The organism is Rhodococcus sp. WY5 (genome assembly GCF_018588185.1).
GTDB lineage: Bacteria > Actinomycetota > Actinomycetes > Mycobacteriales > Mycobacteriaceae > Rhodococcus_F > Rhodococcus_F qingshengii.
This window is the reverse complement of the sequence record NZ_JAAMPR010000002.1, coordinates 204,573-218,194: the sequence shown is the minus strand read 5'-3', so window position 1 is coordinate 218,194 and position 13,622 is coordinate 204,573. Positions and strand designations below refer to the sequence as shown.

At 58.6% G+C, this 13,622-nt stretch carries 11 protein-coding genes and 1 pseudogene; 4 read left to right on the top strand and 8 right to left on the bottom strand.

The features are described 5' to 3' along the window. Window positions 1–2,529: 2,529 nt before the first annotated feature. Window positions 2,530–2,664: a hypothetical protein gene (locus tag G4D79_RS35115; protein WP_256670376.1), complete on the top strand. Its 135-nt coding sequence runs from the start codon at window positions 2,530–2,532 to the stop codon at window positions 2,662–2,664. Between the two features lie 1,043 nt (window positions 2,665–3,707). Here G4D79_RS35115 and G4D79_RS30055 read toward each other — a convergent pair. From G4D79_RS30055 to G4D79_RS30040, 4 genes and pseudogenes are all read right to left on the bottom strand, one after another. Further along, window positions 3,708–3,965, bottom strand: coding sequence for a hypothetical protein (locus G4D79_RS30055; protein ID WP_007733695.1), 258 nt, complete (start codon window positions 3,963–3,965; stop codon window positions 3,708–3,710). Window positions 3,966–4,738: 773 nt separating this feature from the next. Continuing rightward, window positions 4,739–5,686, bottom strand: a complete 948-nt coding sequence (locus tag G4D79_RS34765; protein ID WP_250888055.1) for a phospholipase D family protein — start codon at window positions 5,684–5,686, stop codon at window positions 4,739–4,741. Between the two features lie 669 nt (window positions 5,687–6,355). Continuing rightward, a complete protein-coding gene (locus G4D79_RS30045; RefSeq protein ID WP_152440002.1) occupies window positions 6,356–6,538 on the bottom strand; it encodes a hypothetical protein in 183 nt (60 codons plus the stop codon). A 27-nt stretch (window positions 6,539–6,565) separates the two neighbouring features. Beyond that, window positions 6,566–7,049: pseudogene (locus G4D79_RS30040) on the bottom strand (polyketide cyclase). A gap of 252 nt (window positions 7,050–7,301) precedes the next feature. Between G4D79_RS30040 and G4D79_RS30035 the strand changes: the two are divergent. Continuing rightward, window positions 7,302–7,580 (top strand): hypothetical protein, encoded by a 279-nt coding sequence (locus tag G4D79_RS30035; protein ID WP_214514752.1) that lies wholly within the window; start codon window positions 7,302–7,304, stop codon window positions 7,578–7,580. A 542-nt stretch (window positions 7,581–8,122) separates the two neighbouring features. On the opposite strand, the gene G4D79_RS35475 is transcribed toward G4D79_RS30035, so the two are convergent. Further along, on the bottom strand, window positions 8,123–8,332 hold the full coding sequence (locus G4D79_RS35475; protein WP_374223454.1) for a LuxR C-terminal-related transcriptional regulator: 210 nt from the start codon (window positions 8,330–8,332) through the stop codon (window positions 8,123–8,125). Between the two features lie 305 nt (window positions 8,333–8,637). Between G4D79_RS35475 and G4D79_RS35110 the strand changes: the two genes are divergently transcribed. Together G4D79_RS35110 and G4D79_RS30025 are read left to right on the top strand one after the other, a co-directional pair. Further along, a complete protein-coding gene (locus G4D79_RS35110) occupies window positions 8,638–8,769 on the top strand; it encodes a hypothetical protein (RefSeq protein WP_284731211.1) in 132 nt (43 codons plus the stop codon). A 104-nt stretch (window positions 8,770–8,873) separates the two neighbouring features. Then, the gene (locus G4D79_RS30025; RefSeq protein WP_214514750.1) at window positions 8,874–9,140 is read left to right on the top strand and encodes a hypothetical protein; all 267 of its coding nucleotides are present in this window, start codon (window positions 8,874–8,876) and stop codon (window positions 9,138–9,140) included. Window positions 9,141–9,384: 244 nt separating this feature from the next. Here G4D79_RS30025 and G4D79_RS30020 read toward each other — a convergent pair whose 3' ends face one another. The 3 genes from G4D79_RS30020 to G4D79_RS30010 form a co-directional block, all read right to left on the bottom strand. Beyond that, on the bottom strand, window positions 9,385–10,764 hold the full coding sequence (locus tag G4D79_RS30020; protein ID WP_214514749.1) for a glutamate decarboxylase: 1,380 nt from the start codon (window positions 10,762–10,764) through the stop codon (window positions 9,385–9,387). Between the two features lie 84 nt (window positions 10,765–10,848). Continuing rightward, a complete protein-coding gene (locus G4D79_RS30015; RefSeq protein ID WP_214514748.1) occupies window positions 10,849–12,834 on the bottom strand; it encodes a YhgE/Pip domain-containing protein in 1,986 nt (661 codons plus the stop codon). A 3-nt stretch (window positions 12,835–12,837) separates the two neighbouring features. Then, complete coding sequence (locus tag G4D79_RS30010; RefSeq protein WP_250888054.1) at window positions 12,838–13,575, bottom strand: ATP-binding cassette domain-containing protein; 738 nt, start codon at window positions 13,573–13,575, stop codon at window positions 12,838–12,840. Window positions 13,576–13,622: the final 47 nt, after the last annotated feature.

Below are 13,622 nucleotides of genomic sequence, written 5' to 3'. Positions count from 1 at the left end.
GAACACGCCTTGCGTGCATTGGACGTCTTTCAATTCTGCATGCAACGTTCGCAGTGCATGCATTGCGTGAACACCCAGAATAGCAGGTCAATGCACTCACTGGCATCGAACGTATCGAAACATCACCCGCGCGCGACACACATTGTTGCGAAAACTCGGCGACAGAAAGCAACTTGGCTGCCACGATTACCAGATAGCGCGACGTTCCAGACACCGAATCGAAATGTGCGACAGTCCGTCTCCGTCAGATTTTCGCGGAAGCCGAAGGGACGCTATTGGGCAGCCAACTAACTAAAGGCGAATATATCGGAATCGGCAATCTCCGATGTGCGCGCAGAACAAATTGCTCAACCGTCGCGAGCGTTCTTTCCCAGCCATCCGCCAATGCATCGCCCTTGCAAGGATGGAAGGAACGGGCCAAACTCGCGAGGCAGGTAAGACAGCCTGCCAATTCAGAAACTTTCTGATGTCCGCGCCGCGGGCATGTCAATGGAAGCCTGTACCCCGCTGAAGGCCAGAACATATTTCATTCCATCAGGGTCCGAACATCGAGGCCAGAAGCACTCACATGAACCGCACGGATCGTGCAGTGAGACATGCATGGGCCGAACAACCGCACTGATCGAGGGGGAGGGGCCCAATTCTATTGAGAGATACAGCAGATTCACTGCAAGTCGGCGTGGTCATCTAACTCACGAAAAAACATTGCGCAATCATCTCAGGACACAACGGGGCCCGCGGTGAAACGAAATTTCTGCGCGAAAGGTAGGTCGCGGTGTGAACCCTGAGGTGTAAGGGCAAGGGACGTGTCGAGATCCGGATCAGTCGTAGTTCGGCCGAGGTCGAATGACCGAAGCGAGTCCGAGCAGACATTAACTTTACGTCACAGTGACGAAATTAGGAGGGGCGACGGGGTAGGGAACATCCGTTTCGTCAGGCTTGATTTCGCCGCTTTGCGAGCAGAACTTTCTGGTGGGTGGGTACATTTCGAATACAGCGACGCATGAATCGCAACGCCGAAACACACGCACTTCTCGACCGAGTGGGGGAGGGGATGGAGACAGCTTCTCGTCTACCAGTATCCCGTGCCCGATGCCGGTGCTGCCGTGTCGACGGCCAGGACCGACGCAAGATGGCCCGCCGTTTCACGCAACAGCGCGCATGCCATACATGCAATGCATGCCTTGCAACGCACGCATTGCATGTATGGCATGCGCGACCAGGATGCCTCGCAAAGCATGCGTCACACGCAGTGATTGCACCATGCTTTTCTGCACAAAAGGCCGTTTACCTGCGCAAATAGAGATGCTCAGTCAGGTACATGTCTCGAAGAGATATGACCGATAGACGATTCGAATACCTACGGGCGCGTCTGCATTGGAGGAAACGGCAGTCGGTTGAACCTCTTCTCGAATATTGAACCCGTACCAACGCCGCGTTCTTCAAGCGCAGAGAAGCGAACCGTCAGCCCGCCATTGTCTGGTTCAAGCAGGGTCAGTTCTCCGAAAATGGCTGTGAACTCCACGTATTAGATCAAAAAGTTGACCTCCTGGATCTTTGTGTCTCGATCAACCTCGCCATGAGTATTTAGACCCCGTGGCGATCAGAGTGCCGTGCCACGGACCGCCACACTTCTTGGCAACGCTTGTCGATCATCGTGAAGCGTGTTTTTCGGACGCGTATTGCTTGGCCGGATTGGGGCCAGTAAAGCCTCAATGCTGCTGCTTGCATGTCAGGTGTGCCCGAATGCTGGCTAGGATCTTGGCGCGGTGCTCCGGGTTCGCTGCCATTTTCGTACGCTGAACATGTGAGCTTTCAAGTAATTCTTGTTCCCTCTTTCGCGCCAGGTCGGCCGATTTACGCTGTTCACTGGGTGATTCTCCGGTCCAGTCGATCCCATCGAGCCTGCGTCTGAGATATGCCAACGGTGAGCTCAGACTTGATCTTGTTGGCCAGATCCACCCCCGATCTGCTGTGTCTCGGGAAAGGGTCTGTGCAATGTCACGTCCTGTCCATCGCGTCGTATCGATCTTGACATCGCGGAGAAGATCACAGATCGCCCCGATATGTCCGGGCGGTCTGAGAGCCGGCGCATGGTTGACGAGTTCGGCTGCAGTCCTCTGAAGTGCCAGAGGCCGGGGTGTGATCCGAGAAGCGCTTCGTTTTTTTGTTGTGAGCTGGGCTCGCGCATGCGCGCGTTGGTGAGTTCTTCCTAACGGAAGAACTTCGAAAGATAAAAAACCAACACTAGATAGGGTGTCAGTTCCTATCGGCCCTGGTCGACTGCTGTGGGGCTGATCGACGCGATTGACGTCGGGCCTCAGAGAGTTGCGAGCCCTGTGGCGGGTTGCTCTTTCAGAGGCGCGAGACGGTCGCGTCTTGGAGAGTTTGCGCTGAGGTGTCGTTGCCACGATTGTTCGAGGGGATGACAGTGACCATGTCGATGCTGCGCGTTGCTGTTGGCCCCCGTGATGGGCTTCAGCAGCCAGAAATTCTAGGGTTTTGAGGTTCCGTCCCCGGACGTGTTCGATGCCCATTCCCAGAGCGATGAGCACTCGCCTGGCGCGGTTGACAGAGGATTCGCTGACTTTGGCGCGGGCAGCGATCGTCGATTTCGCTGCGGAGACCCCGCGGCCGGTGTGGGATTCGGCGAAATGTGCGTGAGCTTGTGCCACTGCGTAAGCCTTGTCGGGCTTGATCAGGTGGCGCGCGCACAGCGCCTTGCCGGCCGGGCTGGTGGTGTGATGCCGGAATTGGCGGAGCCATTCCCTGCGTGATGTCCACACTGGAACGCGTGCTTGTTCCGTTGGTTCGACAGGTAGGGACCAAGACCGTCCTCGCTGGTCAGTGGACTGGTTGAGTTGCCGTGTAGCGGATTCGAGGCGCGCGATACGTGAGAGAGCATTGTCGACTGCCGCTTGCCATTCGTCGACTTCTGTCGATTGAGGGACCGTGGATTGGGTGTCGATGCGCGACACGCCGAAGGTTGGTGATATGGAATGAGTTGGGCTGTATTCAGGGTATGCGCTACCCTGAGACGTACCTGCCATAGGTAAGTCCCTTCCAGGGGATGCAGTACGAGCAGAGAAAGCGCTAACTTTCGAAGCTCACCTCTCGAGAATGTTCGAGAACAGATGTCGGAGAACCTGCCAGTTCTCAGTCGACGTCAAGGACCTGCCAGTCCTTATTTCGCCGCGATGCGGTCCGCTCCCAATCACCCCCTTCGGGGGCCTTTGTGCTTTTCAAGAGGTCTGCGCTGTTTAGTTAGGTATCGGGGCACTTCGTTCGTTGTCGGCTAGGGGCGGCCTCCCTGTCTGCGGATCCGCTGTACGCGCGTTACGGCCGCGGTTGTTCGGGAGGTCTGTTCGATCCGGCGGCCGCACATCGGTACCGCCATGGGTACGGTGCTGGCTTGCTCGGATGGGACACTCGGCACGCAGAAGTGTGATCCGGTCGCCATGAAAACTGAAATGTGATCTGGACGTGCCAAAAATGACACCGTGAACACGTCCGCGAGTATGGCGGAATTGCGTTTCTGCGATATCATCGAGTAAGCACCGCCTCTTCCTTTCGAGGTAATGGTGGTCACCGCCTCTTCCTTCACTGGGTTAGTGGTGGTCAGGGAGCTGGGAAGCTCTCACAACCGCATAAACGGACAGCCCCCGATGCCGCCAAGCCCTGGGGGTTGTTCGCTGTCTAGGTATAGTTCATGCGCCGACCGCAAGTTGCTCGATGCGACGCAGTGATCCAGCTGCCTCGACCTCGAGAAGTCTCAGCTGGTCCGGATGCAGTTTGTCGATGATGTAGTCCGGGATGTCCAGTCCGTGGGTGATGGCCAATATGAGCACGGAGTAATCCCCAGCAGGGATTCCGAGTTCGGCGGCCCGATCCTCGTACACCTTGTGCTGCTTGAGGGGAGCACGAGTCGCGATGTGTCCGCGAGGTCCCTTGTTGTGCTGTGCCATGAGGAAAGACTAGAACCAATCTGTAACTGATACGGGTAGGCGCGCTTGTTCGGTGTGTCGCGTGTGGTTGATGTTGCCATGGAGTTCTGAGGGATTTTGCGGCGGCCCGCCTGACAGCCCGCCGCCGGCCCGACCAGGGAGGGGCTTGACGGACCATCTCTGAGGCTTCGCTGAAGGTGGAGTTTGGGTGCGTTGGCGTCGGCGGTTCGATGATGGGTCTAGCGTCGGAATCGGGTTGGATTCTTCGCGAGCGGATGGAGATGCTTGGCTCTCATGCTGTCAGACGCCGGGGAGGTTCATGTGCGACTGAACGCGGGGAGGGGTTATGTAACCCGCGTGTTGCACGGCGCTTCCGCAGGCTGCTGCCGTGTGTCGTGGAGATGGATGGAGACGGGGGTCTGTGGACAGTCGATGGTGCGTCTGCGAGCTCGATGGCTCGGGGCACGTGTCGAGAGGAGCACCTGAAAGATCCGGAAAGGCACCTTAACCTGTCAGCTGCCGAACGTAGGTTTCCAGCGGGGAGGGTTTGTGCCTTCGTGTTCGCCTGCGAATCGTGACGGGACTTCGGTTGGAGGAGGTCGATCCGCGTATATTGTCACGCGGAACGCTCTTTATCGCAGTTGCGCAGAGGATTTCGTTCACCGGATTCGAACATTAGAGTCGTGCGTCGTTCGACTTCCGTGAGTACATTGCTCGGATCGACGTATTGACGGTGCGCTGTTCGCGCACTCGAAGGAATGCTTCGCATTCCGTCAACATTCGTTTCTCAGGACTCAAAGGTTCCACAACGCCAACAGTTCGGCCCGAAGACTGAGCGAGCGAACGTAATGGTTGGACCGCAGTTGTGCGCTGGGGTACCCGACATCGACTAGATACCTCTCGGTGTCTGCCACAGGAAGCGGTAGCAGGTCGTTGCGAACGCGAAGAAAGCATTGAAATTGACTGGGGGAATCTGGTATTCGATCCTGGTTGGATATCACGACAGCGGGTGGTAATAGCAAGTCGTTGTCCGTGGAGATGCGGATGACGACGTCCCCACGTGCCATGCTGCTTGGTTTTCCGAGTCTGAGTGTTTCGAGTCGGTATCTCACGCTCGGATTGACCGAAAGATGCTTCGTTGAAGTCTGTTTCACAGCTGCGATGCGCACGGAAGAACTGTTTTCGTGATCGCTGTCTTGCCTGATAAAAACTCGGTTGGTCGGAGTAAGGGGAAAGTCGTTGTCGAGGTTCTGCATTCGGCCAGTGATGCCGGGTATGGGTACGGCACGCCCGATCGCCCATTCGCGCGCGGCGTTGTCGATGAATATTTGTTCTACAGCAGTGGTTTCGTCGATATTGTTGATGAACGCGCGACTGTCGGCAACCACTTGGGGGTCATCGGAAATGACGACCGCTTCATGGGTGAATGTGGAATTTTCGGAAGCATTCGGCGAGCCGATTACAGCTCGTTGGTTCGTCACGATGACCTTGGCGTGCAGTGTTGACGACGACAGGATGCGAACGCCCTTGCTGAGGTAATGCGCAAGAACGGCAGGTGAAGTGGCGTGGGCGCGGATCGCCGCGGTAGAAGCATTGACGATCAGAAGGTCTCCACTGCGAAGTGGAAGTAGTTCGGGCGCAAGGTGTCCGAGATAGGGAACAGTGGCATAGCGTGGGCCTCGCGTGCGGATCGCGCAAGTGATGTGTGGCCACGGGTTCGGTCCGTGGAAGCTGGTCCCCATAGCCTAGAACGGTAGCGCGAATCGGGCCCGATTTCTGGCGCCTGCGTGAAAGCTGCCGTTGTTCTGCGTCGTCTCCGGAGCAAAAGAAACTTCCGGATATTTGAGATCTGTCGTGGAGGTCGAAGAATTTTGTAGCGATCAACCCTGCCGGGTCAGACGGCGTTGAACCCCAGTGCGACTGCAGCGCTGTCGATTCGGTGTGCGATTTCGTTACGGGACGGTGGCAGTGATGGCGCCGGACGGGTGGGAAGGGCTTGCTGCTTGTTCGAGCAGCGCCCGCACAGTGCACCGGGAAATTTACCGCGGTACGCGATCCCGCGGGGGTGAGGGCGGGCGTGGTGGATCGTGCGGGCTCATGCCTGCAGGGGCGTGTAGGCCTGAGCGCGTAGGCGCTCGTCGTGTGGATATCGGGTGGCTGATGTAGAGTCGCTGGCGGGCCGAGTCGATTCGTGATTGGTGCTCGAAAAGTAAACGCGCAGAGAATTTCTCGGAATTCTAGTCTAGGTCGAGCGGCGTGGTCTTTATGAACTGATGGACCCGTGCCTCGTGACGGGGAAGCCGGGCGTGTTGGGCTGCAGTGGAGGTTCGTCTACCACTCTTTGGCAGCCTCTTGTCGCGAGTTCAGGTGAGGTGGCGGCTGGGATGCGTCAGCGTGGCTTCGGCGCCCCATCAGATAACAGGCGGTAGGGCCGGCGTGATGGTTGTGAGCGCAACGTAGGACATTGCACTCACTGGAGACGTTGTGGGGAAGAAGATTCCGTTGAGATAGATCCATGAGGTTGCGACGGCACCGGCGATCAGTGCTGCGATTGTCACGGTGGTGGCTGCGCGCTCGCGGAAGAGGAGCATCACGGCCCCGACGCTGGGCTTTCGGCTGGGTCAGCGCGGATAACCTCTGGCTACGGTGCGTGCAAGGATACCGAGCGTGGCTTTGAGAGATCCTTCGGCGATGACGGGAAAGATTCCTGCTCGCCGCCAGGTGGGACCGATATCAGACCAGTCGTAGTACGAGGTCACGAGGGAACTGTGGCCGTCGTCGGCCGGCTCGATCCGATATCCGTAGACGTGCCCCGATCGGAGGCCGGACAGTTCCGAGGATGGTCCATGCTATTCCGCGTTGGGGAACAAAGGTTTTGATCGTCACTGTGACGTCGTACTGTCCCATGGGTAGGTCGCCCAGAGCTTCGCGATCCATGTGGACGACGAATTCGTCGCCGGTCGCGGTCACGAGTTCGCCATCTGCGCCCATCAGCACTCCGGATCCGTCGATGGCGACGTGCCCCTGAGGGTCGCAGAGGACCGCGAAGATCGATGCGGGGTCGGCACCGATGGTGCGCTGTACTTCGATCCGTTCGCTAGTCATGTGGCGAATGCTGCCATACCGCCGATCGGTCACCGAGGTTTCTCTCGTTCGGTGGGTGCATTCATCGGCTTCGGTCGGCGAGGCGGGGTGATGCGCGGACATGTCGGATGCTGTCCACCACGATCAGCCCCGCCACAGCCACTCCGGTGACGGCCACCAGCAGTGGGCTCAGTTTCGTGACAACTGGCGGTCTCGAGTTTGTACTGCACCAGCGTCAGCGGAACCGGAACCACCCCTGCAGCGCCCGGTAACGTGAATTCCGGAACGGGCGGCATCAACATCAACATCGCGAGCGTGGGACTGCCCGGATGTGACCTCGAAGGTCTGCCGGCAACGATCACCACGTCGGGTCCCTGGGCTCTGAACGTCAACGCCGACAGTGGATCACCGATGGGAAGTATCAAAATCCTCAACGGTGGAGCTCGCGTAGTCGCTGGTAGCTGCGTCATCGACGTCACCGCCAGCACTGCCGGCCCCGTGCCCTACGCAACACAACACATACCGTCACCGCCAACAACACCGGAACGGTGAACTTTACCTCCAACGGGGGAAGCGCATCAGGCCGGCAGCAGGGGCCGGAACAGCGAAGATGACCGGGGTGCTCAAGTTCAATTCCACGCCCGGCATCACCGTCACTCCCCGACCCGGAATGTAGTTGCGCCACAGCCACACCCGCCCTAAGAGGGTTATGCGGGTGTGGCTGCGGCGTACTGTTCGCGTAACCGTCCCCTCGGCACAGGTCGCTGCCTGAGCAGGAAGATTCACAGAACACATGATCGTTTGGCCGAGGACCCGCCCGATCTCTCGTAGTGTTTCGCCGCAGCAGTGAAAATCCCAGATCACCTTCTAGTGCTTCACCGAGAACCTCAGTGTCTTACTGCCCATCCACGGTCATGCATCATCTCACCAGTAGTGATGAGCTGACCCTGTTGAGATTAAGATCGTAGTCGGCCGACGAATCGATCCGAATCGACGCTGTGACTCGGAACTTTGTGGCCCAGTGGTAGGTAGAAATGGTCGGAAGCGGCTGTGACGGAACGATTGACGGGCGAGTTCCGAGTGTCGGGACACTTTCAGTGTCCCGCTCGGTGGCGGTCAACTCGATGTTCGCGATAAGCGCTGATCGCTTCAAAACTGCATTCCTGCAGACCGTTCGATCGATTACGCGTGAAGGTGGGACTCACGGTTTTGGGTGAAATTCCGAGTAAGCGTGCTACTACTTTTCCGGAATAGCCTTCGGCAGCCCGTTCGATGATCTGTTCTTCGCGCTTACTTAATCGCATCACGGTCGCCTCCTGCGACGGCATGGATGGCGCGACGGGAGCGACTCACGATTTGCGTCCAGTGAGGACATGGAGGCAAAAACGGTGCACAACAACGTGGTCGCTGCAGATATGGAGTTGCCGAATCCGACTTCATCACGGGTGCAGGGGTGATCCTGGCCGTGCGCGATGATTGCCAGAGTCCGGCGCGGCCGGCGATCGAGTATCGAATCCTGAGCTGGTACCTCGTTCGTCAGATGTGGTACTGCAGATGGATGTGCAGTCGAGTACCTGCTGATTGACTCTCTCCCGGAAGGGAGTCGTCAATGAGTACATCCGTCAACCGAAGCCGTTGGTCGATCGTTGCGTTGTCATGTGCCGGAGCGGCATTGGTGGCCGCGTTCGTTTTGGGCCCGGCCGCGTTGTTACGCGGACGCTATCCGCAGTTCCAGGATTAATCCGTCATGAGTGAGTTGCTCGGTCGCGGCTTGGTCGACTACTGGGGTAGCGGGGTCCGCACTTATCCTCGAGGCTTGGCGGAGATGGTGGACTACTGGTTCGAGTGGCACGCGATCAACTCGCCATCTCGGTGCTGCTGACCACGGTTCTGTGCCTGCTCGCGGCGACTCTGTGGCGACGATCTCTGACGGCCGGCGTCGGTTGCGTGGTCGCGGCGACCACTACGACTGTGCTGTCATTGTTTTCGGTGTTTGTGGCTGTGCTCAACATCCAGTCGACGGCCGCACCCGTAATCGCGCTGCTTCCGATGGTCTCCGCTGACAACGCGGACGGGCAGACAGCGCAGTCTCTGATCGAGAACGGTGTGTAGAGCGGAGACTCCAGACCGCCACTGCTCGAAGATCGGTCCCTGCTTTTCGATGCGATAGAGCGCATATTGAAAAGAGGACCGAGCTCCACCATCTGGCAGTGGTGAAGTTCAGGCACGGTCCCGCTTTGGTGAAATCTAGATGCGGGCTATCGGGAAAATTTTTCACTCCTGGTCTGAAGTGCAGTTGGGACTGGAGTGGACGCTGTTGTGGGGAAGCGGTGTCGTGGATTCCCCGCAACAGCGGTCAGTGGGCGAACGCAGCCCTTTGGGGTCGATCGGCGTTGCTCTTGCGCAGTTGTTCGACGACTTCGTTGATGGCGGTGGCGAGTTTGTACGCGAGATCTTGGCTGAAACCTTCTCGTAGCACGATCCGCAAGACGGCAACATCTTCGGCGTCGGCGGGCATGGTGTAGGCAGGTACTTGGAATCCGCGTGCCCGGAGTTCGTGGGAGATGTCGAAGACAGTGAAGCCTGGGTCGTCGACGACTTCGAAGGACAAGACTGGAATAGCGGTGCCGTCGGTGATGATCGCCATGTTGTCGATCTTGGAGATTGCAGCGGAGAGCATTAGCGCGGTGTCACGGAGCGATTCCATGATTTGGGTGTATCCGGCGACGCCGAGGCGGATGAAGTTGTAGTACTGGCCGACGACCTGGTTACCTGATCGAGAGAAGTTGAGGGTGAAGGTCGGCATGTCGCCGCCGAGGTAATTGACTCGAAACACCAGATCTTCCGGCAGATGTTCTTTCGAGCGCCAGACAACGAAACCGATGCCAGGATAGGTCATGCCGTACTTGTGGCCACTGACGTTGATCGAGACCACACGTGGAACCTTGAAGTCCCACATCAGTTCTGGGTGCAGGAACGGGACGACGAAACCTCCACTGGCAGCGTCGACGTGGAGGGGGACGTCGGGACCGCCGTTTGCGGCGATCTCGTCGAGGGCTTCGGCGATCTCGGCGACGGGTTCGAGTTCGCCGGTGAATGTCGTGCCCAGGATAGCGACCACGCCGATGGTGTTCTCGTCGACGGCGTCACGGACCTGTTCGGGAGTGATGACGTAGCGGCCCTTCTCCATGGGTAGGTATTTCGGTTCGACGTCGAAGTAGCGACAGAACTTTTCCCAGACGACCTGGACGTTGCTGCCGAGGATGAGATTGGGCTTCGTGGTGTCTTTACCTTCTTGTTCGCGGCGCTGGCGCCAGCGCCATTTGAGTGCGAGTCCGCCGAGCATGACAGCTTCGGAGGACCCGACCGTCGAAACCCCCGTCGCGGACGCAGGGTCAGAGGTCAGCCCTTCTGCATGGAAGAGGTCGGCAACCATGTTGACGCAACGAGTTTCAATCTCCGCTGTCGCGGGATACTCGTCCTTGTCGATCATGTTCTTGTCGAATGTCTCGGCCATCAGCTTGTCAGCCTGAGGATCCATCCAGGTAGTGACGAAGGTCGCCAGATTCAGTCGGGAACTGCCATCGAGCATCAATTCGTCGTGGATAAACCGGTACGCCGCTTCAGGATCCGACTCGGCCTTGGGCATTCTGAGAGCCGGAATCGGATCGGTACCGAGCCGTCCCGTGTACGCAGGAGCGAGGGTTTCGGTGGGAGCTGCAAAAATATCTGACATCTTTCTCCTCCAATAGTCGAACGAGCGCTTGCGGATCAGTCGGACAGTCGAGTATCGACTCGAATGTTGTTGTATTGCAGTGAATTACACTTCGATTGACGGGTACAGGCGTTCCATGGTGTAACGCCTGTTGCGGCGAACTGAGAGTGCGCTGATAGTTATCGAGACGAGCAGAATGCCGGTTAGGACGGCGATTGCTGTCCAGAGTCGCGAATCGACGTGTTCGGCGGTGATGAGTTGGCGCAGTCCGTTCACGGTGTAGGTCATCGGGTCGAAGGGATGAATGTATTGGAAGGGTGTAGCTGTAGTGGGCACTGGATAGATTCCGCCGGCGGAGACCAGCTGCAGCATCAGGAATGCCAAGGTCACCACCCGGCCGACTGCGACTCCGAAGAGAGCATTGAACATCTGGATCATCGCCAGGTAGGTCGCCGAGACCAACATCAGGAACAGGATCGTTCCGGGAACGTGTTTGACGTCCAGGCCCACTCCTATGTGTACTACGGCGTACATCGTGATCACTTGGAGGATGCCGATGAGCAGCGCCGGCCAGTACGAAGCCAGAACCGTTCGATAGAGGCCGAGATTACTGACAATTGCACGGGATTGTAACGGGGTCAACAACATCCAGGTAATGATGCAGCCGACGAACAGAGCCAAGGAGAGGAAGAACGGCGCGAATCCAGTGCCGAAAGTGGGTGCCTCGTTCGTGTAGTCCTGCTTGAGTGCGACTGGTGTGGACAGGGTGTCCGCGGTAGCGGTGCGTTGCTCGTCGGTCCAACTCGGAACTTGTCCAGCGCCCTTTGCGAGTGCCTCTGCCAATTGGCCCGAGCCCGATTGCAGCTCCACCATCCCCGAAGCTAACTGATCGGCTCCGCTCGCGAGCTGGTCGCTGCCGTCGGTCAACTGGATGAGCCCGGAGTTCAAAGTCGTGGCTCCGGAACTGAGCTGGTCGGCGCCGTCGCGTAGTTGCCGCACGTCCGAGGCGAGTCCGCCGTTTTGCAGCAGAGCGAGTCCGGATTGCAGGGGACTGGATGGATCCGTCAACTGGTATTCGAGCGCGCGTGCATCATCGCTGAGTCGCGCTATCTCTGCCTGTATTGCGGCAGTGTCACTTTGGGGCTGTGCAACAGCGAGAGGTGTGAGAGCTGCGACGGCCTGTTGTGCGAGCGGGTCGGTGCTGGGTCCGAGAAGGTCAAGCACCCGCTGGATTGCCGGGGAGACCGTAACTTGTGGCGGTTGTGGGAGGCGATCTCCTAGCGCAGTCAGCGATTGCCGCAGCTGCGCCGCTTGGGCTCCGAGGTTGGGCACGTTACCGGAGTCGAGGGCGTTGAGCAATGGATCGGCGACACCGTCGATCGCCGTGGCGAGTTGCCCGGCCCCGGCTGCGAGCTGCGCTGAACCATCGCGTGCGGTGACCATGTTGGTGGCGAGTTCGCCTGCGCCGGAGCTGAGTTGATCGGCCCCACCTTTGGCTGTGTCGATACCGGCTGCGAGGGTCTTCGCTCCGTCGGCAGCCTGGCTCAGGCCCGAACCGGCGGTCTGCAAACCTGTCAGGACCTGGCCGACGCCTTGGGCGCCGATTGACGAGTTGACCTGGTTGATGACCTGTTCGGACGCGTCCTGCCCGATGATGGTGGCCAGATAGTTATTGGCGTCGTTGAAGGTGAAGGTGAGATCGGCCTTCTCGGGGTCGTCGCCGTTGGGGGACTCGACAGCGTTGCTGAAGTTCTCCGGCAAGGTGATCGTGAAATAGTACTTGCCGCTGGAGAGTCCGGCTTGGGCTTCTTGATCCGAGACCTCTGCCAAGTCAAGTTGTCCGGAGGCGATGAGCGATTTGACGACTTGATCGCCGGCGCCGACTTGTTGGCCTGTCGATGTTCGTCCCGAGTCGTTGTTGACAATCGCTGCGGGGATCTTGTTCACCTCGCCGAACGGGTTCCAGAACGCCCACAGGTACATGGCGCCGTAGAGCAACGGTAACAAGATGATGGTGACGATCGCGATTCGTGGCAGGGTGCCGCGGGAGTAGCGTTTGACATCACTGCCCAGAGATATACCTGCGAGCATCAGTTACTTTCCTTCGGTCATGACGCCGATATCTCCGGCCCCGAGCAGTCCGTGCATGTTCACTACTGCGTTGACGCCGGTATCTGGTGGAAGTGTGTTGACGTCTGCGGTGATCACCGACTGGTGCTCACCGAGTGCGACAAGCCGCTGCAGCAAAACGGCTCTTTCGAGATCGTCGGCGAGCTTGTCGACTCGGCCCACCACCAATAGCGGTGGGCGTTTGGTGTTCGCGACGGCGATCCGCAACAACATTTGCTGGATCTCCGGGAGGTCGTCGACGAAGGCATTGAGCGGTGGTAGGTCGACGTCACCAAATGTTCTCGCACACATGTCTGCGACTTCTGTCTCGCTCACGCGGGGAACGAATTTGTACCACGGGGAATCCCATCGCAGTTGTTCGGTCACCATGTCGCGTACGGTGACAGAGGGCCGGACTTCGTCGAGCTCGTTCAGACATGCGATCGCCGAGATGGCCAGTATTCGGCTCGGATTGTCGTAGCCGTGTACCGCTAACGTCCCAGCGGACAATCGCATTCGTCCGCACAGTGCCATCAGCAAGGCGGTTCGCGCCGCTCCGGCTTGGCCGGCAAGAACCGTCACACCACCGGCGTTGATGTCCAAATCGAGTGGACCGAACACGTGCCCCCAGGGCCCATGCACTTCGATGCCCCGGGCCGAGATCAAGGTCCCCGCAGCGGGTTCTGTGGGTGTCTCCCAACTCTCGAAACTAGTTTCAACCAACTGAGGCCTCCAGCCCTGAATGCTGCACGGCGCCACTATCCCTACGC

Excerpts from the sequence above, each read along its gene's own strand:
- G4D79_RS35475 (WP_374223454.1), bottom strand. The coding sequence starts at position 8,332 with ATGCGATTAAGTAAGCGCGAAGAACAGATCATCGAACGGGCTGCCGAA.
- G4D79_RS35110 (WP_284731211.1), top strand. The coding sequence starts at position 8,638 with ATGAGTACATCCGTCAACCGAAGCCGTTGGTCGATCGTTGCGTTGTCA.
- G4D79_RS30015 (WP_214514748.1), bottom strand. The coding sequence starts at position 12,834 with ATGCTCGCAGGTATATCTCTGGGCAGTGATGTCAAACGCTACTCCCGC.
- G4D79_RS35115 (WP_256670376.1), top strand. The coding sequence starts at position 2,530 with ATGCCCATTCCCAGAGCGATGAGCACTCGCCTGGCGCGGTTGACAGAG.
- G4D79_RS34765 (WP_250888055.1), bottom strand. The coding sequence starts at position 5,686 with ATGGGGACCAGCTTCCACGGACCGAACCCGTGGCCACACATCACTTGC.
- G4D79_RS30055 (WP_007733695.1), bottom strand. The coding sequence starts at position 3,965 with ATGGCACAGCACAACAAGGGACCTCGCGGACACATCGCGACTCGTGCT.
- G4D79_RS30020 (WP_214514749.1), bottom strand. The coding sequence starts at position 10,764 with ATGTCAGATATTTTTGCAGCTCCCACCGAAACCCTCGCTCCTGCGTAC.